General features: G+C 68.3%; 22 protein-coding genes. 2 read left to right on the top strand and 20 right to left on the bottom strand.

The window, feature by feature from the left end:
- Positions 1 to 6: 6 nt before the first annotated feature.
- Positions 7 to 1,203, bottom strand: coding sequence for an efflux RND transporter periplasmic adaptor subunit (locus IB257_RS01140; protein ID WP_054456636.1), 1,197 nt, complete (start codon positions 1,201 to 1,203; stop codon positions 7 to 9).
- A gap of 255 nt (positions 1,204 to 1,458) precedes the next feature.
- Here IB257_RS01140 and IB257_RS01135 point away from each other — a divergent pair, with 255 nt between their 5' ends.
- Positions 1,459 to 2,364: a LysR family transcriptional regulator gene (locus tag IB257_RS01135; RefSeq protein ID WP_192492138.1), complete on the top strand. Its 906-nt coding sequence runs from the start codon at positions 1,459 to 1,461 to the stop codon at positions 2,362 to 2,364.
- A 67-nt stretch (positions 2,365 to 2,431) separates the two neighbouring features.
- On the opposite strand, the gene IB257_RS01130 is transcribed toward IB257_RS01135, so the two are convergent.
- The 9 genes from IB257_RS01130 to IB257_RS01090 all read right to left on the bottom strand — a co-directional run bounded on the left by IB257_RS01130 (position 2,432) and on the right by IB257_RS01090 (position 12,115).
- Positions 2,432 to 3,163 (bottom strand): pseudouridine synthase, encoded by a 732-nt coding sequence (locus IB257_RS01130; protein ID WP_054456635.1) that lies wholly within the window; start codon positions 3,161 to 3,163, stop codon positions 2,432 to 2,434.
- 37 nt (positions 3,164 to 3,200) lie between these two features.
- Complete coding sequence (locus tag IB257_RS01125) at positions 3,201 to 4,700, bottom strand: M81 family metallopeptidase (RefSeq protein WP_192491739.1); 1,500 nt, start codon at positions 4,698 to 4,700, stop codon at positions 3,201 to 3,203.
- A gap of 33 nt (positions 4,701 to 4,733) precedes the next feature.
- Positions 4,734 to 5,369 carry an ANTAR domain-containing response regulator gene (locus tag IB257_RS01120; RefSeq protein WP_054456633.1) on the bottom strand — a complete coding sequence of 212 codons (636 nt, stop codon included), beginning with the start codon at positions 5,367 to 5,369 and terminating at the stop codon, positions 4,734 to 4,736.
- A gap of 2 nt (positions 5,370 to 5,371) precedes the next feature.
- Positions 5,372 to 6,535, bottom strand: coding sequence for a transporter substrate-binding domain-containing protein (locus tag IB257_RS01115; RefSeq protein ID WP_054456632.1), 1,164 nt, complete (start codon positions 6,533 to 6,535; stop codon positions 5,372 to 5,374).
- Between the two features lie 61 nt (positions 6,536 to 6,596).
- Positions 6,597 to 7,313 (bottom strand): ABC transporter ATP-binding protein, encoded by a 717-nt coding sequence (locus tag IB257_RS01110; RefSeq protein WP_082401195.1) that lies wholly within the window; start codon positions 7,311 to 7,313, stop codon positions 6,597 to 6,599.
- Positions 7,310 to 9,139 carry an ATP-binding cassette domain-containing protein gene (locus tag IB257_RS01105; protein WP_192327404.1) on the bottom strand — a complete coding sequence of 610 codons (1,830 nt, stop codon included), beginning with the start codon at positions 9,137 to 9,139 and terminating at the stop codon, positions 7,310 to 7,312. Before IB257_RS01105 ends, IB257_RS01110 begins: the two co-directional genes overlap by 4 nt.
- Complete coding sequence (locus tag IB257_RS01100; protein WP_054456630.1) at positions 9,132 to 9,965, bottom strand: branched-chain amino acid ABC transporter permease; 834 nt, start codon at positions 9,963 to 9,965, stop codon at positions 9,132 to 9,134. The genes IB257_RS01105 and IB257_RS01100 overlap by 8 nt, the downstream gene beginning before the upstream one ends.
- Positions 9,966 to 10,018: 53 nt before the next feature.
- Positions 10,019 to 11,185 carry a substrate-binding protein gene (locus IB257_RS01095; RefSeq protein WP_192491738.1) on the bottom strand — a complete coding sequence of 389 codons (1,167 nt, stop codon included), beginning with the start codon at positions 11,183 to 11,185 and terminating at the stop codon, positions 10,019 to 10,021.
- Between the two features lie 39 nt (positions 11,186 to 11,224).
- Complete coding sequence (locus IB257_RS01090) at positions 11,225 to 12,115, bottom strand: nitrilase family protein (protein WP_192491737.1); 891 nt, start codon at positions 12,113 to 12,115, stop codon at positions 11,225 to 11,227.
- A 278-nt stretch (positions 12,116 to 12,393) separates the two neighbouring features.
- Here IB257_RS01090 and IB257_RS01085 point away from each other — a divergent pair, with 278 nt between their 5' ends.
- Complete coding sequence (locus IB257_RS01085; protein WP_119449517.1) at positions 12,394 to 13,014, top strand: chorismate lyase; 621 nt, start codon at positions 12,394 to 12,396, stop codon at positions 13,012 to 13,014.
- Positions 13,015 to 13,024: 10 nt separating this feature from the next.
- Here the strand turns inward: IB257_RS01085 and IB257_RS01080 are convergent, their stop codons facing one another.
- Genes IB257_RS01080 through IB257_RS01035 form a run of 10 tightly spaced genes read right to left on the bottom strand, consistent with a single transcriptional unit; the run spans position 13,025 to position 23,836 of the window.
- Positions 13,025 to 13,888, bottom strand: a complete 864-nt coding sequence (locus IB257_RS01080; RefSeq protein WP_192491736.1) for an oxaloacetate decarboxylase — start codon at positions 13,886 to 13,888, stop codon at positions 13,025 to 13,027.
- 13 nt (positions 13,889 to 13,901) lie between these two features.
- Complete coding sequence (locus IB257_RS01075) at positions 13,902 to 15,299, bottom strand: FAD-dependent oxidoreductase (protein ID WP_119449515.1); 1,398 nt, start codon at positions 15,297 to 15,299, stop codon at positions 13,902 to 13,904.
- Positions 15,296 to 15,904, bottom strand: coding sequence for a cysteine hydrolase family protein (locus IB257_RS01070; RefSeq protein ID WP_054456624.1), 609 nt, complete (start codon positions 15,902 to 15,904; stop codon positions 15,296 to 15,298). The genes IB257_RS01075 and IB257_RS01070 overlap by 4 nt, the downstream gene beginning before the upstream one ends.
- Positions 15,905 to 15,915: 11 nt before the next feature.
- Positions 15,916 to 17,964 (bottom strand): hydantoinase/oxoprolinase family protein, encoded by a 2,049-nt coding sequence (locus tag IB257_RS01065; protein WP_192354166.1) that lies wholly within the window; start codon positions 17,962 to 17,964, stop codon positions 15,916 to 15,918.
- Complete coding sequence (locus tag IB257_RS01060; protein ID WP_054456622.1) at positions 17,961 to 19,631, bottom strand: hydantoinase B/oxoprolinase family protein; 1,671 nt, start codon at positions 19,629 to 19,631, stop codon at positions 17,961 to 17,963. The genes IB257_RS01065 and IB257_RS01060 overlap by 4 nt, the downstream gene beginning before the upstream one ends.
- A gap of 10 nt (positions 19,632 to 19,641) precedes the next feature.
- A complete protein-coding gene (locus IB257_RS01055) occupies positions 19,642 to 20,142 on the bottom strand; it encodes a 3-isopropylmalate dehydratase (RefSeq protein ID WP_054456621.1) in 501 nt (166 codons plus the stop codon).
- Positions 20,139 to 21,407, bottom strand: coding sequence for a 3-isopropylmalate dehydratase large subunit (locus tag IB257_RS01050; RefSeq protein ID WP_175182118.1), 1,269 nt, complete (start codon positions 21,405 to 21,407; stop codon positions 20,139 to 20,141). The genes IB257_RS01055 and IB257_RS01050 overlap by 4 nt, the downstream gene beginning before the upstream one ends.
- A 2-nt stretch (positions 21,408 to 21,409) precedes the next feature.
- Positions 21,410 to 22,120, bottom strand: a complete 711-nt coding sequence (locus tag IB257_RS01045; protein WP_119449513.1) for an ABC transporter ATP-binding protein — start codon at positions 22,118 to 22,120, stop codon at positions 21,410 to 21,412.
- Complete coding sequence (locus IB257_RS01040; RefSeq protein WP_119449512.1) at positions 22,117 to 22,872, bottom strand: ABC transporter ATP-binding protein; 756 nt, start codon at positions 22,870 to 22,872, stop codon at positions 22,117 to 22,119. The genes IB257_RS01045 and IB257_RS01040 overlap by 4 nt, the downstream gene beginning before the upstream one ends.
- Entirely contained in the window at positions 22,865 to 23,836 is a 972-nt protein-coding gene (locus IB257_RS01035; RefSeq protein ID WP_119449511.1) for a branched-chain amino acid ABC transporter permease, read from the bottom strand. Before IB257_RS01035 ends, IB257_RS01040 begins: the two co-directional genes overlap by 8 nt.
- Position 23,837: the final 1 nt, after the last annotated feature.

Genomic DNA, 23,837 nt, shown 5'->3' with positions numbered 1-23,837 from the left:
TGACTACTACTGCTTGGCCGCCGCGGCGGCTGCTTGCGGCTGCTGCGCCGGTTGCGCGGCGCTGGCTTCGGTGGCGACGACTTCAGCCCCCGGACGCACCATCTGCAGACCTTCCACGATGACCTTGTCGCCGGCGGCCAGGCCGTCGGTGACCAGCCACTTGTCGCCGATAGCGCGGTCGGTCTTCAGTTCGCGCAATTCGACCTGGTTCTTGGCGTTGACCACCAGCGCCGTCGGGATGCCGCGCTGGTTGCGCGTCACGCCGCGCTGCGGCACCAGCAGGCCGTCGGCGGCGACGCCGTCGGCCAGGCGGGCGCGCACGAACATGCCCGGCAGCAGGCGGCGTTCCGGATTGGGGAACACCGCGCGCAAGGTGACCGAACCGGTGCCCTGGTCCACCGTGACTTCGGAGAACTGCAGCTTGCCCGGCTGGCTGTACTGCGAGCCGTCTTCCAGGGTCAGCGTCACCAGCGCGGCCTGCTCGCCATCGGCCTTTTTCAGCAGGCCGCTGGCCAGCGCGTTCTGCAGGCGCAGCAGCTGGACGCTGGATTGGGTCACGTCGACGTAGATGGGATCGATCTGCTGCACCGCGGCCAGGGCCGTGGTCTGGTTGGCCGTGACCAGCGCGCCTTCGGTCACCGCCGAACGGCCGATGATGCCGTCGATAGGCGACAGCACCTTGGTGTAGACCAGGTTGATGCGGGCCGTGTCCAGCGCCGCCTTGGCCGACAGCACGTCGGCGGCGGCCTGATCGCGCGAGGCGACGGCGTTGTCGTAGGTCTGCTGGCTGACGGCGCGAGTGGCGACCAGCGGCTTGTAACGTTCGGCCAGCAACGCGGCCGTCTTCTGCTGCGCCTGGGCGCGCGCCAAGGCGGCCTTCTGGCTGTCCAGGCTGGCCTGGTAGAGGGCGGGATCGATCTGGTAGAGCTGCTGGCCCGCCTTGACCTCGCCGCCTTCGGTAAAGAGGCGCTTCTGGACGATGCCATTGACCTGGGGACGCACTTCGGCCACGCGGAACGGCGAGGTGCGGCCAGGCAGTTCGGTGGTCAGCGAAACCGGCTGCGTGGCAAGCGTCACGACCGTTACCTGGGGCTTGCCCGCCTGGGGAGCGTCTTGCTTCTTGCCGCAAGCGGCCAGCGTGAGGGCCGATGCCGTCAGCGTGACGACTGCCGCGCTGCGCCACATAGCGCTTTTCTTATCCATAGATTGCATTCCCGATTTCAACAAAAAAAAAGCCCGCCCCGGATCGCGTAATGAGCGTTCCGTGCGCATCGATTGGGTGGATTTGCCTCGAACACGCAGGCTGGGCTTTGTCGCATTGCTGCATTGCAGAACTCGCATTCTGCGTTATCCCGCCCCAGAAACAAAGAGGCATGTTGAGAAAACATCATTCCATTTATGGGACAATGGCTTTACCGTTGAATATGACAAAATTCCGCCATGAAACGCTTGCAAGGCATGGAACTATTCGTCGAAGTCGCCAAAACACGCAGCTTCAGCCGCGCGGCGGCGATGCTCGGCGTGCCGAAATCGACACTGTCCCGCCAGGTGGCCGAGCTGGAGCGCTCCGTCGGCTTGCGGCTGCTCAGCCGCACCACCCGCAAGGTCGAACTGACCGACGCGGGCCGGCTGTACTTCGACCGCTGCCAGCGCATCGTGGCCGAGGCGCAGATCGCCCATGAGGAACTGCAGAAGCTGGTCGATACGCCGGCCGGGCCGCTGCGGGTGAACATGCCCGCGGATTTCGGCACGGACTTCCTGGCTGAATCGTTCATGGAGTTTTCCCGCCGCTACCCCGACGTCACGTTTTTCCTGGACCTGGCCAACCCGGACCACGCGCAGCGCGTGTTCCAGACCTGCGATGTTTCGATCGAAATCGGCGAACTGCCCGATTCGTCACAGATTGCGAGGCTCTTGGGCATGCTGCCGGCCCAGTTGTACGCCTCGCGCGAATACCTGGAGAAGCACGGCGAACCGCGGCATCCCAGCGACTTGACCCGCCACGAGTGCATAGAGTTCCGCGCCAAGGGCGCCGGGCAGGTGACCCGCTGGCCCCTGACCGACGGCCAGCAGCACATCGAATTCACGCCCGGCAACCGCTTTTCCGTCAACGGCGTCGCCATGGCCCGGCGCCTGGCCCTGCTGGGCGCGGGCATCGTGGTGCTGTTGGGCGACCAGTTGGCCGAACAGCAGTCCGGCCACTTGCAGCGAGTGCTGCCCGACTGGCAACTGGGTCCGTTCCCGGTCTACGCGGTGACGGAGACACGGCTGCTGCCCGCCAAGACCCGGATCTTCATCGAATTCCTGATGGAGCGCCTGGGCGACGTCGGGCAAGCGAAGAATACTCCCGCTTTCATGAAATAAACGGAAGCCGGAAACAGACTGAAAAATTTAGGACTGGCCGACAACACCTGTCGGTCAATTCGACCAATCAGAAGCGCTCGTCTTCACGCAGGTAGCGCCATTGGCCCAGCGGCAGGTCGCCTAGCGACACGCGTCCGATGCGCACGCGTTTCAGGCCGATTACCTTCAGGCCGACCAGTTCGCACATGCGCCGGATCTGCCGTTTTTTGCCTTCCCGCAGCACGAAACGCAGCTGGTCGCTGTTCTGCCAACGCACCTGCGCCGGCTTGAGCGCCTTGCCGTCCAGGGACAGACCATGGTTCAGCAGCGCCAGCCCGTTGTCGGACAGGTTGCCCTGCACCCGCACCAGGTATTCCTTGTCCACGCTGGAATCTTCGCCGATCAGGTGCTTGGCGATGCGGCCGTCCTGGGTCAGCACCAGCAGGCCTTGGGAATCGATGTCCAGGCGGCCGGCAACGGCCAGCCCGTCCAGGTGCGAACGCTCGAAACGCTGCGGCGCGCGGTCGCCCGCAAAGCGGGAGCGGGAGTCGATCAGGGCCACGGCGGGCGTGTAGCCCTTTTCCGCCTGGCCCGAGACGTAGCCCACGGGTTTGTTGATCAGGATGGTGACGCGCGAGGTCTGGCGCGCCTGCGCGGCGCGTTCCAGGGTGATGACCTGGTCAGGGTAGGCCCGCGCGCCCAGTTCGGACACCACGGCGCCGTCCACGCGGACCCAGCCGCGCTCGATATAGGTGTCGGCCTCGCGGCGCGAACACAGCCCACGCTCGGACATGAGCTTGGAGATACGTACTTTTTCCATGGCCGGTATTGTATGCGGACGCCATGCGCCACACTCTTCATGCCGCGGGGTCGTAGTCCGACGGCGCCATCGGATCCAGCGGATGGAGCGGCCGGCTGCGCCGCTGATAGGGAAACAGCGCGAAGTCCGAGCTCGTGACGCCCGCGCTGGCGCATTCCACCAGCGCCTGGGAGATAGGTTCGAACACAGGGCGGCAATACATGCGCGACTTCACCAGCACGAAGCGTGCCCGGCGCGGGTCCAGCCCCATGCTCTCGAACACGCCCAGGTCCCAGGGCTCGTGCGTTCTCTCGGTGATCACCAATTGCGCAGCGCCTATGTCCAGCACCGCGCTGCGGCCCATGCATGCCGTCTGCCCCGTGTACGTCGGACCGGTAATGACATATTCGCCGCCGGTCACGGCGCGGACCACCCCGCGCAGCAACACGGGCGCCGCCGGGCGGCCGATGGCCGGAATCGGCCGTTTGTTGCCCACCGCCAGCTCCACCTGCGCGCCCTCGCCCGCCGCGGCCAGCGCGGCGACGGCCTCGGGGTCACAGTACAGGCCCGCAATGATGCCCGTCAGGCCGGCGTCGACCGCGGCTGTCAGCACCTCCATGGTGTCGCAGGTGCCGCCGGACATGCAGTTGTCGCCATGATCCAGCAGGAGCACGGGCTTGTCCGCGCCACGGGCCAGTTGCGCCGCGCGGGCCAGCGACTCGCCCAGGGGTTCGCTGTCGTAGAAGTAACCGTCGCGCTCGGCCCAGATGGCCTGCGCCATTTCGCTTGCGACCCGTTCCGCCTGCTCCTGCGGCCCGGAGCCCACCACGACCACGCTCAGGCATGGGTTGGGGATGTCAGCCAGGGCGAAGCCCGCCAGCACGGAGACGCCCAGGATGCCGCCCTTTTCCGCGCCCCGCGCCGCCTGCACCGCGCGGAGCATGGCGCCCTGGGCCGTGGCGCTGCGCAGGGTGTGCGTCATCAGCGGCAGGCGGCGCCAAGCCATGACCGGGCGCGGACCGCCGTTGAGCCAGTCATACAGGATACGGCCCGCGTGCTCCCCGGTCTCGTACATGTCCACATGCGGGTAGGTCTTGAAGCTGACGACCACGTCGGCGTTGGCCATCATCTTGGGCGTGACATTGCCGTGCAGATCCAGCGCCACGGCGATGGGCACGTCCGGCGTGCGCCGCCGCAGGCGCTCCAACAAGTCGCCCTCGCCATCGTCGGTGGTCTCGGCCACCATCGCGCCATGCAGATCGAGCAGGATGGCGCCACAGCCCTGCGCGCCGGCCACGATCGCGTCGCACAGTCGGCTGTAGGCATCCGCCGACACCGGGCCGCTGGGGTAGGCAGTCGCGGAAACCGGCGTGACCACGGTCGCGCCGTTGGCCTCGGCAATGTCGATGAAGGCCGACATGGCCGTGCGCTTGCCCTTGTTCTCGGCATAAGCCTGGGCGCCGAATGCGGGACCGTCATTGCCGAACGCGGACAGCGGCGTGGGCACCGGCGAGAACGTGTTGGTCTCGTGGTTCAGGCGGGCGATCATGACCTTCATTGTCCGGCTCCTCGGCATGCGCATTCCGTGTGTTCAGTTGTTCTGGGACGGCCCCGGGCGCAAGGCCCCCAGGCCAAGCTTTTCCATGGCCTCGCTGGCCTCGACGATCATCGCGGCCACTTCCGCGACGCTTACGCGCAGGCCCGTCGCCCGGGTCCGCATGTGCTCATAGGCGGCGCGCTCGTCCAGGCGCTGGTGGTCCATCAGCACGCGGATGGCCTTCTCGATGACGCGCCGCGCCTTGATCGTGCTTTCCAGCTTGTTGATCTTGGACTGCTGGCGGCTCTGGAACTGCTTGGCCGAACGCGCCAGCACCAGCGTGCTGAGCACGCCCGCCGAGCGGAACGGCCGCGTCAGCACGCCGTGCGCATTGGTCTTTAGCAATTGCTTCAACGTGGTCGGGGTTTCGTACTCGGACAAGGCGATCAGGGTGGCCTCGACCTCGCTGGCCGTCCAGGCGGCGCTGTTGCGGCCGCATTGCGATACCTGGAAGAAGATGACGTCCACCCCTGCGGGCGGGCCATCCGGAAACGGCCAGTGCAGATGGATGCGGCAACCGATGCGCTTGAGCTGTTCGACCAGCAGGTCGCGATCCTCGCCGGGCGGATACACCACGGCGACGGCCACGCTGCGCAGGTCCTCGTAGAGGCGGCGTAGGCTATGGTCCATGGCTATTTCAACCAGAACTCGTCCAGGCCGAACGCGGTGAGGTACGGGTCCGGCTTCACGGGTTCGTCGCTTTCCCAGACGATGTCGAAGCGCCCGTCCTCGCGGCACACGCCTATGCGCGGCGTCAGCACGCTATGGTTGTTTTCCGCCAGCACGGACATCTGCCCGTCCGGCGCGTCGAACTGCACCTGATGCACCGCCTGCACCAGCTTGCGGGTGTCCATGCTGCCCACGCGCTGCAAGGCACGTGCGAACAGGTGCATCTGGCTATAGCAGGTCTCGGCATAGACGCTGGCGGGATGGTCGCCGAAGCGGGCGCGCCAGCGTTCCAGGAAATGCGCGTTGGCGGGCGTATCCACGGTATTGAAATAGGTCGCAGCGGTGATGTGGCCCACGCAGCGCCGCGGTCCGATCTCCGCCACCTCCGACTCCGCCATGGTCAGGCTGGCGATGGGGATGTGCGCGGTGGCTGCGCCCTCGGCCTGGCAGGCCTCGTGGTAGCGCTGGTAGAAGCGCTGCGCATCGGAGCCGATCAAGGTGGAAAACACCACGTCGGGCTGGATGCGGCGGATGTCCGCCACCACGTCGTTGATCTCGCTGTCGTCGCAGCCCAGCGGCAGATAGGTTTCATCCAGGATCTCGCCGCCATGCTCCTCGACCGTCTCGCGCATGATGCGGTTGGTCTCGCGCGGGTAGATATAGTCCGCGCCCACCAGGAAGATGCGCGAACCGCAGTTCTGGATCAGGTATGCAGCCAGCTGCATGCTGCCCTGGTTCGGCGCCGCGCCGGTGTAGATGACGTTGGGCGAATACTCGAAGCCTTCGTAGACCGAGCCGTACCACAGCAGGGAATTGCTGCGCTCCACCACCGGCAGCATGGCCTTGCGGCAGTGCGAGGTGCAGCCGCCAAAGATGACGCTGACCTCGTCGTCCAGCAGCAGCCTGGCCGCCAGCCGACGGTACTCTTCGGCGTCGCTGCGCGGGTCGTACACCACCGGCGCCAGCGGCCGCCCCAGAACGCCGCCCAGTTCGTTGATCTCTTCCACCGCCAGTACCGTGCCGAAGAAGTGCTGCGATTCCGTGGTTCCGGTGACGCCGCTGCGCGAATAAAGCACGCCGATGCGCCAGCCCGGCCGCTCTGCGTGCTTGTCCTGGGGCGTACTCATGAGGGAATCCTTGAACGGGTAGTGCGCGTGTGCGTCATGGCGAATCCGGGCCGCGTGGCCTTCATACTTTCAGATGAGCAATGATATTGCCCGCCGCCTCTGGCGCGCCAGCCTCGCCTTCATCGACGATGCTGCCCTGCTTGAGCACCAGGTAGCGATCGGCCACGTCCAGCGCGAACGCCACGTTCTGCTCCACGATGAACATCGTCGTGCCATGCCGCTCGCGTTCCCAGTTCAGCGCGCGGCCCAGGCGCTCGATCACCGAGGGCTGCAGCCCTTCCGTAATCTCGTCCAACAGCAGCAGCGCGGGCCGCTGCATCAGGCCGCGCGCCACCAGCAGCATTTTCTGCTCTCCGCCCGACAGGGTGCCGGCGTGCTGGCGCAGGCGGCTCGTGAACACCGGAAACAGCTCCGCGATCTCGGCGAAGCGTTCGTCGAAGAGTTGGTCGCGCGGCAGCCCCAGGCGCAGGTTGTCGCGGATGCTCAGGTCAGGAAACAGCGGCTGTTCCTGGGCGGCGTAGGCCACGCCGCAACGCGCCACTTCGTGCGGCCGCAGCCGGGTGGCGTCGACTCCGCCCACGCTGACCCGCCCGCGCTGCTTGGGCAGATAGCCCATGACGGTCTTGAGCAAGGTGCTCTTGCCCATGCCATTCTTGCCCAGCAGCGCGACGCAGGCGCCGCGCTCGACCGTGAGCGACACGTCATGCAGCACCATGGCCCTCTTGTAGCCGCTGGATACCGCTTCCATGCGCAACGCCGGCGCTGCGATGCTCGTCATTGCCCTGCTCCTTGCGCGGCCGGCGCGCTGCCGGCGTAAATGGTGCGCACCAGTTCGGATTCCACGACCTCGCGAAATCCTCCGTCCATGACGATTCGGCCCTGGTGCAGGACCACGATGCGCGTTGCGATCTCCTTGACGAAATCCAGGTCATGTTCCACCAGCAGGCAGCACAGGCCATAACGGTGCGCCAGGGACGACAGCACGTGGCCGATCTGCAGGCGTTCGGCCTTGCTCAGCCCGGCCGTCGGCTCGTCCAGCAGCACGATGCCCGGTTCCAGCGCCAGCACCATCGCCAGTTCCAGCGCCTGCTGCTGTCCGTGCGACAGGTCGCGCGCCACACGGTCCAGGCACTGGTCCAGGCCGGTCACGCGCAACGTTTCAAGCGCATAGGGCGGCAGATCCAGCGTGGAAGATCGGCGCCACCAAGACGGCCGTTCGCGCAGCGTGGTCGCGATGCGCAGGCTTTCGGCCACCGTCAGCGTGTCGAACACGTTGGCGTTCTGGAACTTGCGGCCCAGTCCGTGGCGCACGCATTGTTCAGGACCATCGCGCCGCAGCACTTCGTGGCCATAGAGTTCCAGCCTGCCCTGGGAACGTTCGGCGCCGTCCGCGATACAGCGCATCAGCGTAGTCTTGCCGGCGCCGTTGGGGCCGATCAGCCCCAGCAGTTCGCCGCCGCGGGCTTGCAGGTCTATGCCTTCCAGCACCTTCAGGCTCCCGAAGTGCTTGGACACGCCCGCCAGGCTCAAGGCCTGGGCCGCGCCGCCGGCCTGCCGCGCAGGGACGACGCGCTCGCCCAGCGCGGGCATGGCCGCGCGCCCTGCCCTTGCGCGCCAGGGCGCGGTCAGCAGGGGAAGCAGCCCGCGCGGCAGCAGCAGGATCACCAGCACAAAGGTCACGCCCAGCAGCAGTTGCCAGACGAACGGCATGTTGCCGCTGAGATAGGAGCCCGCGACGTTGATGAGGATGGCTCCCAGCACCGGCCCCCAGATGGTGCCGCGCCCACCCAGCGCGACCCAGATGATCAGTTCCGTGCCGAAGACGAAGCCCGTCAGCTCCGGCGCCACCACGCCGCTGAACGCGCCATAGCCGAAGCCCGCCAGGCCTGCCACCGCGCCGCAGGCCACCAGCAACGCGATGCGCCAATGGGCGGTGTTCAACCCGAGGTAGCTGCACCGCGCCTCGTTGTCGCGCAGCGCCACCAGGACGCGGCCGCCGTCGCTGCGCACCACCACCCAGGCCAGCAGCGCCACCGCCGACAGGCCGCCTGCCGCGATCACGTACCAGGCCTCCAGCGACAGGTCGAAGGTTTCGTAGCCCGTCAGGCCGGATGAAGAGCCGGTGTAGGTGCCGCCGGACAGCACCAGCTGCATCAGCACGATGGGCAGCACCAGCGAAATCACCGTGGCGAAGAATGGCGAGGCCCCACGGTAGAACGACAGCCAGCCCGTCACCAGCGCCAGCAGCGCCGCGGCGCCCACCGCGGCCAAGGCAGCCAGCGCGGCGATCGCGGGCGAGAATCCGTAGTGCGTGAAGGCCAGGCCCGCGGCGTACGCGCCCACCCCGAAAAAGGCGGACTGGCCGAAAGTCAGGTAGCCGGTGTAGCCCCACAGCACGTCCACGGTGACCGCCGCCACGGCGAAGAACAGCGCCTTGATCAGCACGTTCAGCAAATAGGTGTCGAACAGCCAGGGACCCGCCGCGGTCAGGACCAGGCAAAGCCCGGCCAGGCCCAGCAGGCTGCGGCTGCGCGCGGTCTTTTGCGCCGAGGCGTCGTCAGCGGCGCCAGCCAGCGTTTGAGGGATCAATGCGCGGTCAGTCATGGGCGAATCCTTGAGGACGCAGACGCAGCGTCAGCGCGGCCAGGACGGCGATGGTGACGCCGCCCAGGATCGGGCTGACGTAGACGCTCACCAGCACCTGGCAGGCGCCATAGAGCAGGCAGGTCAGCAGCAGCGCGGTGATCGAATGGCCCGACACCATGACCAGCATGAAGGCGCTGACCAGCCACGGCAGCCCCATGTTCGGGTCGACGCTGGACAGGGGCGTGATCAGCGCGCCGGCCAGCGCGCCCAGCCCCGCGCCCAGGCCGAATGTGGTGAAGCGGATGCGCTCGGCGTTGATGCCCAGGCCGCGCGCCAGATCCTCGTTCATGATGACCGCCCGGGTCCGCACGCCAAAGCGCGTGCCGCTGAGCAGCAGGGTCATCGCGGCATACATCAGCAATGCCGCCGGCACCAGGAACAGGCGGTATGCCGAATACTCCGTCCCAAGAAAGGACACGGCGCCGTGGATGGGCGAATCGGCGAACTTCACTTCGCGCCCGAAGGCCATGGTGATGAGCTGGCCGATCACGATGCCCAGTCCCCAGGTGGCCAGGATGGCGTCCAGCGGCCGCTTGTACAGCGGCTGCACGATCAGCCGTTCCACGCCCATGCCCACCAGCACGCCGACCGCCAACGCGAACGGCAGCGCCAGCCAGGGATTCAGCCCCAGTTGCGTCACCACCAGGCTGGCGTAGCTGCCCAGCGTAAGAATCGCGCCGTGCGCGAAGTTGACGATCTTCATCACGCCGAAGATGATCATCAGCCCGGCCGTCACGATGAACAGCATGGCGGCCGTGCTCAGGATGTCCAGCAGCAAACCCATATCGCTCTCCGGCGCCGCCGGCAGGACCGGCGGCGCTTGTCATGGCATGGCCGTCACTTCAGGTCCGGACACTGCGCGCCCGGGTCGACCTTGTCGAAGGTTTGCAGGATCTTGATGGAACCGTCCTGCTGCACCAGCCCCAGGCGCATGGTCAGCGCCGCGTGGCGCTGGCGGTCCATGGTCACCGGGCCGCGCGGGCCATCGAACGTGACCGCGCTCAACGCCTGCACCACCTTGGGCGCATCGGTGCCGCCAGCCTTTTCGACGGCCGCCTTGTACAGGTAGAAGGCTTCATACTGCGGCGCGGAGAATTCGTTGGCGGTCTTGGCGTCGTTGCCGAACTTCGCCTTCAGGGCGTCCAGGAATTTGCGGTTCTGCGGCGTGTCGATGCTGGTCAGGTACGAGGCCGACATGTACATGCCCACTGCCGTGTCGCCCATGGTCCTGGCCGTGCCTTCGTCGATCGCCAGATTGCCGTAGGGCATGGCCAGGCCAGCAGCCTTGACCTGCTTGGCCAGGCTGACGTTGGGCCCGCCGCCCGCCGTCGAGCTGATCAGCGCGTCCGGGTTGGCCGAGCGTATCTTGGAGACCACCGGCGTCCAGTCGGAACCGTCGATCGGCAGGTACTCTTCTCCCACCACGCGTCCGCCCTGCTTTTCGATGTATTCCCGCGTGAACTTGAGCATGCCGCGGCCGAAGGCGTAGTCGCTGCCCACCAGGAAGAAGGTCTTGGCCTTGCGGTCCTGCATGAAGTGGTCCACCACCGGCGCGACCTGCTGTTCCGGCACCCAGCCGTTCACGTGCAGCCAGCGGTTGCACGACCGCCCTTCATAGAATGACGTGTAGATATAGGGCACCTTGCCGCGCGACACGATGGGCAGCGCGGCGTTGCGCGCCGCGCTGGTTTCCATGGCGATGATGGCATCGACCTTCTTCTGGAACACCAGGGTGTCGTAGGCCTTCTGCGCCCCGACCGCGCCCGAGGCATCGTCGGCGATCTCCAGCACGATCTGGCGGCCGAGGATGCCGCCGGCCGCATTGATCTCGTCGGCCGCCAGTTGCGAGGCCTGCACCACGCCCGGCGCGACCACGCTGTTGGCGCCGGACAGGCCGACGGGCACGCCGATGCGCAGCGGTTCGGCCGCGTGCGCGCTGGCGGCGCCAGCCAGCAGTGCGACAAACGACAGTCGGATCCGGCAGCTATTCAATAGGCTCTTCATGGGTTTTCTCCTTGGGGGGGTACGGCCGTGGACCGTCATTCAGCGTTGCCGCGGGCCTGCGGCGGCGCCCAACTGCTCGTCATAGATGTCGCGGCGCCTGTCGCGCAGCACATGGTTGAAATCGTTCAACTGGCGCGCACGGCGCGACGCCTTCAGGTCTATGGGCGCCAGCAGCACCTCCTCCTGGTCGATGCTGGCGGGTCCCGCCGCCGTCCAGCCCTGGGACCCCACGATCAGGCTGCGGCCCACGAAGGGCTGGCCGCGTTCGGTGCCGACGCGGTCCGCGCACACCACTGTCAAGCCGTTGCTGTGGGCGCCGCTCATGGTCAGCGCATGGGCCATGACCGGTCCGTCGCGGGTCTGCCCCGGCATCGGCACCCAATTGGTCGGCACCGCCACGATGTCCGCGCCGCGCACCGCCAGCAGCCGGTAGACCTCGGGAAACCAGCCGTCGTAGCAGATGGCCACGCCGATGCGGCCCAGCTCGGTGTCGAACACCGGCAATCCCAGGTCGCCCGCCTCGAAATACAGGTTCTCGTCGCCCCACAGATGCAGCTTGCGATAGGTCCCCAGATAGCCATCCGGACCCGCGACCAGTGCGGAGTTGTAGAGACGCCCTCCGGCGCGCTCCGCGATGCCCGCCACCAGATAGATGCCCAGGCGCTGCGCCGACGCGATCCACGCCTGCGAGCTGGGGCCTTCCGGCACTGGTTCAGCCAGGGCGTAGGCCTCCTCGCGGCTCTCGAACATATATCCCGTGTTGGCCAGTTCAGGCAGCACCACCAGCCGCGCGCCCTGGGCCGCGGCCTGCTCCACCAGTTCGATGGAACGCGCGATGTTGGCGGCGGTTTCGCCGATCGCGGGCTCCATCTGCACGCTGGCCACCCAGGTCACGGCGGCGGGAGAACGTTGCGGTTCCGACGCTTGCATGCGAGCTCCATATTCAGAAATTGAAAACGAAAAAGCCCCCGACCACGCATTGCGTGCAAGTCGGGGGCTTCTATAGCCAAGACTGTATGTTCAGGCAGCAATCATTGCTGCGGGGTACTGCAAGCCATTCAGGTCAATGTTGACCGTGTGCGAATGATAGGGAGACGCGGGTTCCTGGGACAATAAGTGCTTTCCCGGACGATATTCCGGCGGGAGTCCGGCACTGCGTCATTGCGACGCATTGGGTCGTCCCGCCCGGCTTGGCATAATACGCAGCCATGAGCAAACCCGCAGCACACCACCCTCCCCTTGCCGCAGGCTGGCTGGCCAGCGCGCCTCCCATCCTGCCTCCTGCCCCGCGCCACTGGCTGTTCCGCCCCGGCGCGCTGACCGCCGGTTTGCGCCAGGTTGGCCAGGTGCGCCTGCGCGTGCTGGCCGAATACGCGGATGGCGCGCCGCCGGACGAAGCGCGGGCGATGGGCCTCGCGCCCGGCACGCCGGTGTGGATTCGCGAGGTGCTGATGTCGGTCAATGGCGTGGACAGCGTGCCTGCCCGCAGCCTGACGCCGCTGCGCGCCTCTCACGGCGCCTGGCAAGGCATGCGCCGCCTCCTGACCCGGCCATTGGCGGACATGCTTTACCACGACAGCACGGTCGAGCGTTCGCCGTTTGCCTGCCGCCGGCTGGCCTCGCCGGTACCGTTCCATGCCACCGCGCTGGGCGTGTTGCCGGCCGGCCAGCGCGACCGCGATGGCGGACGCATCTGGGCGCGCCGCTCGGTGTTCTGGCGCCAGGGCCAGCCGCTGCTGGTGGCCGAGTGCTTCCTGCCGGCGTTCTGGGAGCTGGTCGCCGATCAGCCGGTGCCGCCGCTGGTGCCGCATCAGCGCACGCCGCGCTGACACCCCGGCCTCAGCCTTCGTAGCGGCGCCCGCGCTCCAGCAGTTCGGGCGTGCCGATCACAGCGTTCAAGCCGTCGAAATCCAGCATGCCCTCACGCCACGGCGCGGTCGTGCCATGCTGGCGCAGGCTGGCGTAGTAGCCCTGCAGCGTGTGCGCCACCGCGCGCGCCGTGCCGCCCGGGAAGATGACGATGCGGAATCCCAACGCGGTCAGGGCATCGGCGCTTTGCACCGGGGTCTTGCCGCCTTCGACCATGTTGGCCAGCAGCGGCGCGCGGTGCGCAAAGCGGCTGCACGCCGCCTGCATCTGCTCCGGCGTGCGCAACGCCTCGATGAACAGCGCGTCCGCGCCCGCTTCCAGATACGATTCCGCACGGTCCAGAGCCGCTTCCAGTCCCTCCACTGCCAGTGCGTCGGTACGTGCCAGGATCAAGGTGGACGCATGCGCGCGGGCATCCACCGCGGCCCGCAGCTTGCCGCGCATCTCGGCGGCCGGAATCACGGCCTTGCCGTCCAGATGGCCGCAGCGCTTGGGAAAGGTCTGGTCTTCCAGCTGGATCATGGCGGCGCCGGCGCGCTCCAGGCCGCGCACGGTGCGCTGCGTATTCAGGGCATTGCCGAAGCCGGTGTCGGCGTCGACGATAACGGGCGTGGCCACCCGCTCGGTGATGCGGGCCAGCGTGTCCTCGACCTCGCTGTACGTGGTAAGGCCGATATCCGAGCGGCCCAGCCGCGTGTATGCGATGGACGCGCCCGACAGGTATAGCGCGCCGAAGCCCGCCTGTTCGGCGATCAGCGCGGACAAGGCATCGTAGACGCCGGGAGCCAGCACGGCGCCGTCGGCCAGCTGTGCTTGCAGATTCTGTATTTGCATGGTCTGGAAAATCCTAGGAAAGCTCGCGGCCCAGCAGGGATGCGGCGGTCGCCGCGGCGATATGGCCGCCCGCCACTGCGCTGAGCAGGCCATTGCCGGACAGGTAGCCGGACACGTCGTTGCCCGACACGCCGCGCGCCGCGCCGCCTGCGGCCAGCAGATTGGGCAAGGCATGGCCCATCTGGTCCAGCACGCGGCAATCCGCGTCGATGTCCAGGCCACCTTGCGTATGGAACAGCGCGCCTGTCACCTTGACGGCGTGATATGGCGCCTGCAGCGTCCGCTCGAAGCGCCGGCCGTACGGATCGGCGGCGTCGGGGGCCACGCTTGCGAGCGTCGCGCGCAGCGTCGCTTCGTCGCAGCCGATCACCCCCGCCAGCGCAGCAACGTCGGCGCAGGTCTTCAGCGCCTGACCCGCCTCTGCCTGGACGAAGTCCGGAAAGCCGCGCGCCAGCGCCAGCGTGCGGTCGTCGAATACGTTCCAGGCCACGCCGCCCGGTTGCTCCAGCACATGCACCGCGGCCTCGGAATAGCCGTGCGTCTCGTCATGAAAGCGCCGCCCCGCGCCATTGATCTGCACGCCGCCGTCCATCATCACCGCCCAGGAGATCAGTGCGCCCTGCGGCGTGGCCCAGGAGCCATGCCCCTGGTAGCCGCCCAGGTCGGCCAGGCGCGCGCCCAGCTGGACTCCCCATTCGATCGCGCTGCCGTCGTTGCCGACGTGGCCGCCGTAGACGGCCTCGCGCATGGCCGGCAGATGTTTGCCCACCATCGCCGCGTTGCCGCCAAAGCCGTTGCAGGCCAGGATCAGCACGTCGCAACCGATCACGTCGATGGAGCCGTCCGGCCGCTCGCAGCCCACCGCCGTGATGCGGCCGGCTTCGTCCGTCCAGATCTGCCGCGCCAGGGCGCGGGTCAGCAGATAGGCTCCGGCTGCGGTGGCGGCGCGCTCCAGCGCGGCCACCAGGGCCGCGCCCGTGCGCTCGGGCAAAGTGTGCATGCGGCGGGCGCTGTGGCCCGGGTACAGGAAGCCGTCCAGCACCTGGAAATCCAGGCCGTGGCGCGCAAGGTTGTCGATCGCGGCGGCTGCCGCGCCCGTGTAGGCATCGACCAGCTGCGGCGCGGCCGTGCCGCCGGTCTTGGCCTGGATATCCGCGGCAAAGCGCTGCGCGTCGTCCTCGATGCCGGCGGCCCGCTGCGCCGCCGATCCCGCTGCCGGGATGAAGCCGGACGACAAGGCGGTGGAGCCGCTGGGCGCGGCGTCGCGCTCGATCAGCACGGTCTCGATGCCGGCATCGGCCAGGCGCAGCGCGGCGGTCAGGCCGCAAGCGCCCGCGCCGATGATGGCCACCGGCACGTGCATCGCGTCCGCGCCAGGCGCTGCACCCCGCAGGACTTGCGGCGCGCTCACGAGGCCAGCCTGTCCAGGAATTCCTGGCAGGACAGCACATCGGCCACGGTGCGCAAATCCGCCAGCGCGGCATCATGCATGGCCGGCGTGGGCGCGGCGCAGCCATCGGCCAGCACCGCCACGTGATAATCCCGCATGTGGGCGTCGCGCGCGGTGCTGGCCACGCCGCCATTGGTGACGATGCCGGCGATCACCACGTTGGAGATGCCCGCGCGCCGCAGCACCCAGTCCAGCTGGGTATTGAAGAAGGCGGAATACGCCACCTTCCAGACCGACACGTCCACCAGTCCGTCCAGTTCGGCGACGTTGGCCTGCCCCTTGGAGCCGGCGACGAAATCGCCCTTGCGCAGGAACGGGCGCAACTGCCGCAGATGCGGCGAGATCATGGGTTCGCCGTGCGCGTCCGGCCATAGCGTGAACTGGCTGGCCGCCACAAAGCCGCCTCGCTCCTTGAGCTTGCGGGCCACGGGCGCGACCCGGGCGGGCAAGGCCCGCGCCTGCGGACTGACAGCGCCGCCGCGGTCGTAGGCGCCGCCGGGCGCGAGGAAATCGTTCTGCAGATCGATGACGACCAGCGCTGTGCTGCGGGGATCGAAGGCTGACATGGGCTCTGCTCCTAGGAAGCCTGGCGGGCGATCAGCAGATTGCCCAGGGAATCGACCTGGCCGGCAAAGCCGGGCTCGATCCAGATCGTGGTGTCGGGCTGCTCCAGGATGGCGGGTCCCGCCACCTCTGCGCCCACCGGCAGGTCCAGCCGCGCATAGCGCACGGCGTCATGCCATTGCCCGCCATGGAAGACGGGCTGCGTGCCCAGCGCGTCCGGCATCGCGGTGCTGGTCGGCGCCAGCAGCGCCAGATCGAACTTGGGGCGCTGGCCGATGCGCGCATAGCGCAGGTTCAGGATGCGCACCGCGATGCCGTCCAGGCTGCGGCCGAAGGCAGCGCGGTAAGCGCGCTCGAAGGCGGCGCCGATGCCGGCGCGGTTCAGTTCATCCCGGCCGACTTCCACTCGCACCGTATGGCTCTGACCCACGTACAGCATGTCCAGTTCGATGCTCTCGCGTATGCCCTGAAAGCCCACGCCGGCGGAATCGAGCCGCTCCTGGCAGGCCAAGGCCAGGCCGTCGATGCGGGCCAGCAGGTCGTCGGCGTCCAGGGCGGCGAGCGCCACGTTCAGGGTCTGCACGCCGTCATGCCGCATGTCGGCCATGACGCAGCCCAGGGCCGAGGTCACGCCGGGGTAGCGCGGCACGATGCCGCGTGCCGCGTCCACTTCGTTCATCATGGCGCAGACGTGCAGCGCGCCGCCGCCGCCAAACGGCATGTAGGCGAACTTGCGCGGGTCGTGGCCGCGCTCGATGGACACCACGCGGATCGCGCCCGCCATCTTGGCATTGGCCACGGTCAGGATGGCCTCGGCCGCGGCATGCACGTCCAGGCCAAGCGGCTTGGCCACGTGTTCCTCGATGGCGGCGCGCGCCAGCGCCACGTCCATGGTGGCAAGCAGGCCACCGCCCAGCGGGCGCTCGGCCGCGATGCGGCCCAGCAGCACGTTGGCGTCGGTCACGGTGGGACGGGTGTTGCCCCGGCCATAGCAGGCCGGCCCCGGCACGCTGCCGGCGGATTCGGGACCCACCTGCAGCAGGCCGCCCGCGTCCACGCTGGCAATCGAGCCGCCGCCCGCGCCTATGGTTTCGATCTGGATCATGGGCGCGCGCACCACCATGCCGAAGTCGATGGCGGTCTGCGCCGACAGCGAGGCCTCGCCGTCCGCCACCAGCGACACGTCGAAGGAAGTGCCGCCCATGTCGCCGCTGACCACGTTGGGAAAGCCTGCGGCGCGCGCGATCGCAGCGCAGGCGATGACACCCGCGGCCGGGCCCGACAGCGCGGTGCGCACCGGCACGTCGCAAGCGGTCTGGCGCGACATCACGCCGCCGTTGCTCTGCACCACCAACAGTTCGCCGCCGAAGCCGTTGTCCTTCAGATCCGCTTCCAGCCGGGTCAGATAGCCGCCGACCACCGGCTGCAGCGAGGCGTTGAGCACGGCCGTGGAACAGCGCTCGAATTCGCGGATCTCGGGCAGCACCTCGGTCGCGGCGGTGACGTTGCCGTTGGGCCAGAGCGCACGCACGCAGGCCGCGGCCTGCGCCTCATTGGCCGGATTGGCATAGGCATTGACGAAGAAGAGGCAGACCGCCTCGCAGCCTTGCTCCAGCAGTTGGCGGGCCGCGGCCTCGACCTGGGCCAGGTTTACCGGCGTGTCGATGGTGCCGTCGGCCAGCACGCGCTCCTCGACTTCCAGGCGCAGGTCGCGCGGAACCACCGGCTCATAGTTGCCGCGCAGGCCCCAGGTCTGGGGTCGGTCGCGACGGCGCATTTCCAGCACGTCGCGAAAACCTGCCGTGGTGATGATGCCGGTGCGCGCCACCTTGCGCTCCAGCAGCGCGTTGGTGCCTACCGTGGTGCCGTGCACGATGGTGGCGATGGCGTCCGCGCCATCGGCCACGCGGGCAATGCCGTTCATGAAGCCGCGCGCTTCCTCGCCGCGGGTGGAAGGCACCTTCACCACGCGGGCGCTACCGCCCGCCTCGTCCAGCACGAATATATCGGTGAACGTGCCGCCCACGTCCACGCCTACGACCAAGCCTTGTGCCGCGCTCATGCCGACTGCTCCTTCAGATTTCCACTTACATAGCCCATCTTGCGGTCATGCTCGCGCGCCGCCTGCGTACGCGCGGCAGGCTCGCCATAGCCGCCTCCCCCGGGCGTTTCCAGCCGAACCCGGTCGCCGCGCTGGAGCTGGATGCCCAGCATCTTCGAACGCATGGGCGGGGTCTGCCAGCCACCGTCCTGCTGATAGCGGAAAACGTTCAGCGCCGCTTCCCTGCCGCCTGCGATGCCCTTGGGCGCGCTCTTGCCGCGCTCGCCGAAGATGAAGGCTTCGGCGCTGTCTTCCAGCAGTTCGATTTCATAGATGGCGCCCAGCCCGCCGCGGTGCTGGCCGTCGCCCGCCGAATCGGGCCGCAGCGCCCATTGCGTGAAACGCACGGGATAGGCCGCCTCCAGGATCTCCAGCGGCGGAATGGTGGCCGTAGAGATGGGCGCATTGCCGTGGCTGAGCCCGTCGCCGTCCGAATGGCCGCCGTGGCCGCCGCCGAAGAAGCTGAACATCACCCAGCGCTGGCCGCGCCGGGCGGGGTCGCTGCGGTAGCCGGCGATCGACAAGGCATTGATGGTGCCGTAGGCCTGCGCCAGCGCGCGCGCCGGCTCGGCCTGGGCCATGGCGCAGAAGATCACGTCGATCATGCGCAGGATGGTTTCGGTATAGCCGCCGACCGGACGCGGGCGGTCCGCCGAGATCACCAGGCCGTCCGGCAGCACCACGTCCACCGCGTCCAGCACTCCGGCGTTGGCCGGCACGTCCGGGAACAGGTGCTTCAGGGCCACGTAGCAGGCCGCGATCGCCGTGGCGCGGGAGATGTTCACCGGCCCGGCGCAGGCCGGCGAGGTACCGGTGAAATCCAGCGTCAGACGCTCGCCCTGGACTATGAGATTGAGCGCGATGCGCAACGGCTGGTCGCGCACGCCGTCGTTGTCCAGCATGTCTTCGAAGGCGTACTCGCCGTCGGGCAGGCGCGAGATATGGTCGCGCATCAGGCGGCGCGCCCGTTCGCGCAGCGTGTCCAGCGATTCCAGCACGGTGGCGTCGCCGTATTCGTCGAGCAGGCCATCCAGCCGGCCCGCGCCCAGTTCCAGCGCCGCCAACTGACCGTTCAGGTCGCCCCACAGGCTGTCCGGCAGGCGCGTATTGGCCTTCAGGATGGCCAGCACGTCCAGGTCGAGCACGCCCGCGCGCACGATGCGCACCGGCGGAATCTGCACGGCTTCCTGCCAGCATTCAGTGGCGGCGGGGTTGTAGTTGCCCGGCACCGCGCCGCCGACGTCATGCCAGTGGGCCGCCGAGGCCAGGAAGCAGAACAGCTTGCCGCCGCGGAACACCGGACGCACCAGCTTGAAGTCGTTGGCGTGGGTGCCGCCTTCGTAGGGATCGTTGAACAGCCAGACGTCGCCGTCGACCATGCCGCCCCGCTCGGCGGCCGCCTTGGCCGCGGCCTTGACGGCGAATGCCATCGCGCCCACGAATACCGGCAGGCCGGACTTGCCCTGCACCAGCGTGGCGCCGGTGGCAGCGTCGTACATGCCGTGGCAGGCGTCGTGGGCCTCGGCGATGATGGGGTTGAACGCGCTGCGGTACAGCGTGGCGTCCATCTCGTCGGCGATCTGTTCCAGGCGGCCTTTCAGGACCGCGAGTGTGACGGGGTCAAGCATGATGTGGTTCCTAATGAGTCTTGCGCTGTTTCAGCAAATTCAGCAGTCCGCCGGCCTGCACCATTTCCAGCAGGAAGGCGGGCACGGTGTCGCAATGCAGTTCCGCAGGTTCTCCCGCGGCGCGGCGGATGCGGCCGGCGGCGGGATCCAGGGCGATGCGCTCGCCCTCTTGCAGGGTTTCGGCCTGTGGGCAGGTCAACAGCAGCAGGCCCACGTTGAAGGCGTTGCGGAAATACAGGCCGTTGAAGGACGGCGCGACCACCGCGGCGATGCCCAGGCGCACCAGCGCCGCGGCAGCCTGTTCGCGCGAGGAGCCGATGCCGAAGTTGGGACCGGCCACCAGCACGTCGCCCGGCCGCGCGCCGGCGGCGAACTCGGGCCGAACGCGCTGCAGGCAGTGGCGCGCGATCTCGTCGATGCCGAATTTCATATACGCGCCCGGCGCCAGCGCGTCGGTGTCGATATCTGCGCCCACGCGCCAGACGCGGTGCGTCACGGACTGCTCGGTCATGCCATGAACTCCCGCGGATCGGCGATGCGGCCGGCTATCGCCGATGCCGCCACCGTATAGGGTGAAGCCAGATAGACCTGGGCCGTCTCCGAGCCCATCCGCCCCTTGAAATTGCGCGCCGTGGTGGCGATGACGCTGGCGCCGTCGGGGATGGACCCGCCGTAGCCCGCGCAGGCTCCGCAGGATGTGGCCAGCACGTCCGCGCCGGCATCGCGCAGCGCCTGCATCACCCCTTCCGCCTCGGCCTGGCGCTGGTCCTGCCGGCTGGCCGGCGCCACCATCAGGCGCATGCCGGCGGCCAGCCGGTGGCCGCGCAACACGCTGGCCGCGGCGCGCAGGTCCTCCAGCTTGGCGCCGGTGCAGGCGCCGATATAGGCCACTTGCAGCGGCACGTCGCCATACTGGTCCACGTCGCGCGCATTGGCCGGGCTGTGCGGCGCGGCGACCTGCGGCGCCAGCGCCGCGGCATCGAAATCGTGCCATTCGGCCTGCGCCCCTTCGTCGCTGCGCCAGCGCGCCAGATCGATCTCGTCCGTGACGCCTGCCTCGCGCAGGTAGGCAACGGTGGTGGCATCCGGCGCAATCAGGCCGACCTGCGAGCCCAGCTCCGCGCTCATGTTGGACAGGGTCATGCGTTCCTGCATCGACAAGGCGCGCACCGCTTCGCCGCAGAATTCCACCGCCTGGTAGCGGCCGCCGTTCATGCCGTAGCGGCCTATCATGTGCAGCATCATGTCCTTGGCGGTCACGCCCGGCGCCAGCCGGCCGCTCCAGCGCATCATCAGGGTCTGCGGCACCTTCACCCAGATCTGCCCGGTGACGGCCACGCCCAGCATCTCGGTGCTGCCAATGCCGAACATGTAGGCGCCGAATGCCCCGCCGGTAGGCGAATGCGAGTCCCCGCCCACGCAGAACATGCCGGGGCGGATATGCCCATGCTGCGGCACCACCACGTGGCAGATGCCGAGCGAGTCATAGACGTTGGGCAAGCGCTGTTCGGCCGCCCAATCGCGCGCGATGCGCACGATGCGGCGCGACTCGTCATCGGATTCGGGCACGTAGTGGTCTATGACCAGCACGATCCTGGATGGATCCCACAGCGTGGCGCCCAGTTCCTGCAACATGGGCTGCAGGCGGCGCGGACCGCTGGAATCATGGAACATGGCCAGGTCGACCGCACAGGTGACGATTTCGCCCTCGGCAACGGAAGCACGGCCACAGGCCGCCGCGATCAGCTTCTGCGCCAGCGTTTGAGGCTCGGCCATGGCTACATCCCGAGATAGGCCCGGCGCACGTCGTCGCTGGCCATCAGTTCCGGACAGGCGCCGCTATAGCGCACCGCCCCGTTTTCCAGCACATAGGCGCGCTGTCCCGTCTCCAGGGACTGCCCCACGTTCTGCTCCACCAGCAGGATCGCCAGTCCCTCGCCATGGAGACGCGCGATCAGGCCGAACAGCTCTTCGACCATCAGCGGCGACAGGCCCAGCGACGGCTCGTCCAGGATCAGAAGGCGCGGCTCGGCCATCAGGCCGCGGCCGATGGCCAGCATCTGCTGTTCACCGCCGGACATGGTGCCAGCCAGTTGCGCCAGGCGTTCGCGCAGGCGCGGGAAGATGTGCAGCACCTTCTCCAGATTGGCGGCGCGGCGCTCGCGCGCCCGGGTGAATGACCCGAGTTCAAGGTTTTCGCGCACGCTCAGGTTGGGGAACACGCGCCGGCCTTCCGGCACCTGGATCAGCCCGGCCTTGACCACGTCGCGGTAATGGCGGCCGGTCAGGTCCTGGCCCTCGAAGCGGACCGTGCCGCCCCAGGGCCGGCACAGACCGCAGACCGTGTTGTTCAGCGTGGACTTGCCCGCGCCGTTGCTGCCCAGCAGCACCACGATCTCGCCCTGGTCGACCCGCAGGTCGACGCCGCGCAGTACTTCCATGCGGCCGTAACCGGCGCGCAATCCCTGGACTTCCAGCAGCGCGCTCATGCCGGCGCTCCCTGCGCGGCCAGCCTGGCCGCCGCGCCCTGGCCCAGATAGGCCTCGACCACCGCCGGATCGCGCGTGACCTCGCCCGGCGTGCCCGAGGCGATAAGGCGGCCCTGCGCCAGCACCCATACATGTTCGGCCAGGCTCATCACCGCGCGCATCACGTGTTCGATCATCAGCACGGTCACGCCGTCTTCGGCCAGCTTCTTCACCACCGGTATCATCTCGTCGATCTCGCTGGGGTTGAGCCCCGCCAACACTTCGTCCAGCAGCAGCAGGCGCGGCCGCGTGGCCAGCGCACGCGCCAGCTCCAGGCGCTTGCGGCCGGCCACCGTCAGATCCGCCGCCGGCCGGTCCAGCAAGGCCCCCAGATTGACCCGCGCCGCAACCTCTTCGGCCGCTTGCAGCGCCTCGCGGCGATTGCCCAGGCGCAAGTGCGCGCCCACGGCGATGTTCTGGCGCACCGTCTGCGCGCCGAAGGGCTGCACGATCTGGAAGGTGCGGGTCAGCCCGAGCCGCGCCGATTCGTGCGGCGGACGGCCGGTGATGTCGGCGCCCGCGAAATGCACCGAGCCGGAACCGGGTTTGAGAAAGCCCGACAGCAGGCCGAACAGCGTGGTCTTGCCCGCGCCGTTGGGACCGACCAGGGCCGTCAGCGAACCCTGGCGCACATCCAGGCTCACATCCTGGACCGCCTTCAGGCCGCCGAAAGTGATGGAAAGATTGCGCGCTTGCAGCAGGATCTCAGACACGGGCGCGCTCCTTGGCACTGAACAGCCGGCCCAAAGCCTGGCCGCTGCCGGTGATGCCGCGGGGCAGGAACATCACGATCACGATGAGCACCACGCCGTAGATGACCATGCTGATGCCCGGCAGTTCGCCAAACAGGTTGCGCGTCAGGTCGCTCAGCGCATGCAGCGTGACCGCTCCCAGCACCGGCCCCCACAAGGTGCCCAGGCCGCCGACGATGGCGCCGACCAGGGCCTCCACCGACACGGCCGAGCCGAAGGCGATGCCCGGATCGATGTACTGGAACACCTGCACGTAGAAGGCGCCCGCGGCGCTCATGAAGGCCGCAGACAGCGCGATGCCGCCGAGCTTGACCCGCAGCGGATTCACGCCGATGGCGCGCGCCGCGTCCTCGTTGTCGCGCACGGCTTGCAGGTAGGCGCCGAAGCGCGAATGGCGCAACCATGCCGTGACCACCAGCGCCAGCAGCACGAAGCCCAGCAGCAGGTAGATGTAGCCGCGGCGCGAACCGAACTGCATGTTCGCCACGCCCTCCTGCAACGGCACCATCAGGCCCACGCCGCCCCCGGTGAACGACACCGACAACGCCAGGATGCGGAACACTTCCGCAAACGCCAGCGTCACCAGCGCGAAGTAAGAGCCCTTCAGGCCATAGCGAAACGTCAGCCCGCCCACCGCCAGCCCGACCAGCGCGCCCAGCGCGATGGCCATCGGCAGCGCCAGCCAGGGATTGATGCCCAGGTTCAGCTGCCCCAGCGCCTGGGCATAGGCGCCCACGCCGAAGAACAGCGCATGGCCGAACGACAGCTGGCCGCCATAGCCGCCCAGGATGTTCCAGGCCTGCGACAACAGGGCCGCGTACAGCGACATCATGACGAACGTCAGCGCCACGCCCGATTCGGTCAGCGTGGCGGCGGCCGCCAGCGCCGCGCCGAACAGCGCGATAGTCAAAAGATCCTTGCCCATG

This window comes from Achromobacter sp. ACM03 (genome assembly GCF_014851665.1).
Lineage (GTDB): Bacteria > Pseudomonadota > Gammaproteobacteria > Burkholderiales > Burkholderiaceae_B > Achromobacter > Achromobacter aegrifaciens.
Note: the sequence above shows the minus strand (reverse complement) of the source record. Positions and strands in the feature narration are given on the sequence as shown.

Coding starts and splice junctions, on each gene's coding strand:
- IB257_RS01045 (WP_119449513.1), bottom strand. CDS start 22,120: ATGAGCGCGCTGCTGGAAGTCCAGGGATTGCGCGCCGGTTACGGCCGC.
- IB257_RS01130 (WP_054456635.1), bottom strand. CDS start 3,163: ATGGAAAAAGTACGTATCTCCAAGCTCATGTCCGAGCGTGGGCTGTGT.
- IB257_RS01060 (WP_054456622.1), bottom strand. CDS start 19,631: ATGCTTGACCCCGTCACACTCGCGGTCCTGAAAGGCCGCCTGGAACAG.
- IB257_RS01065 (WP_192354166.1), bottom strand. CDS start 17,964: ATGAGCGCGGCACAAGGCTTGGTCGTAGGCGTGGACGTGGGCGGCACG.
- IB257_RS01135 (WP_192492138.1), top strand. CDS start 1,459: ATGGAACTATTCGTCGAAGTCGCCAAAACACGCAGCTTCAGCCGCGCG.
- IB257_RS01050 (WP_175182118.1), bottom strand. CDS start 21,407: ATGGCCGAGCCTCAAACGCTGGCGCAGAAGCTGATCGCGGCGGCCTGT.
- IB257_RS01085 (WP_119449517.1), top strand. CDS start 12,394: ATGAGCAAACCCGCAGCACACCACCCTCCCCTTGCCGCAGGCTGGCTG.
- IB257_RS01095 (WP_192491738.1), bottom strand. CDS start 11,185: ATGAAGAGCCTATTGAATAGCTGCCGGATCCGACTGTCGTTTGTCGCA.
- IB257_RS01055 (WP_054456621.1), bottom strand. CDS start 20,142: ATGACCGAGCAGTCCGTGACGCACCGCGTCTGGCGCGTGGGCGCAGAT.
- IB257_RS01100 (WP_054456630.1), bottom strand. CDS start 9,965: ATGGGTTTGCTGCTGGACATCCTGAGCACGGCCGCCATGCTGTTCATC.
- IB257_RS01105 (WP_192327404.1), bottom strand. CDS start 9,139: ATGACTGACCGCGCATTGATCCCTCAAACGCTGGCTGGCGCCGCTGAC.
- IB257_RS01125 (WP_192491739.1), bottom strand. CDS start 4,700: ATGAAGGTCATGATCGCCCGCCTGAACCACGAGACCAACACGTTCTCG.
- IB257_RS01070 (WP_054456624.1), bottom strand. CDS start 15,904: ATGTCAGCCTTCGATCCCCGCAGCACAGCGCTGGTCGTCATCGATCTG.
- IB257_RS01140 (WP_054456636.1), bottom strand. CDS start 1,203: ATGGATAAGAAAAGCGCTATGTGGCGCAGCGCGGCAGTCGTCACGCTG.
- IB257_RS01035 (WP_119449511.1), bottom strand. CDS start 23,836: ATGGGCAAGGATCTTTTGACTATCGCGCTGTTCGGCGCGGCGCTGGCG.
- IB257_RS01120 (WP_054456633.1), bottom strand. CDS start 5,369: ATGGACCATAGCCTACGCCGCCTCTACGAGGACCTGCGCAGCGTGGCC.
- IB257_RS01115 (WP_054456632.1), bottom strand. CDS start 6,535: ATGAGTACGCCCCAGGACAAGCACGCAGAGCGGCCGGGCTGGCGCATC.
- IB257_RS01090 (WP_192491737.1), bottom strand. CDS start 12,115: ATGCAAGCGTCGGAACCGCAACGTTCTCCCGCCGCCGTGACCTGGGTG.
- IB257_RS01110 (WP_082401195.1), bottom strand. CDS start 7,313: ATGACGAGCATCGCAGCGCCGGCGTTGCGCATGGAAGCGGTATCCAGC.
- IB257_RS01080 (WP_192491736.1), bottom strand. CDS start 13,888: ATGCAAATACAGAATCTGCAAGCACAGCTGGCCGACGGCGCCGTGCTG.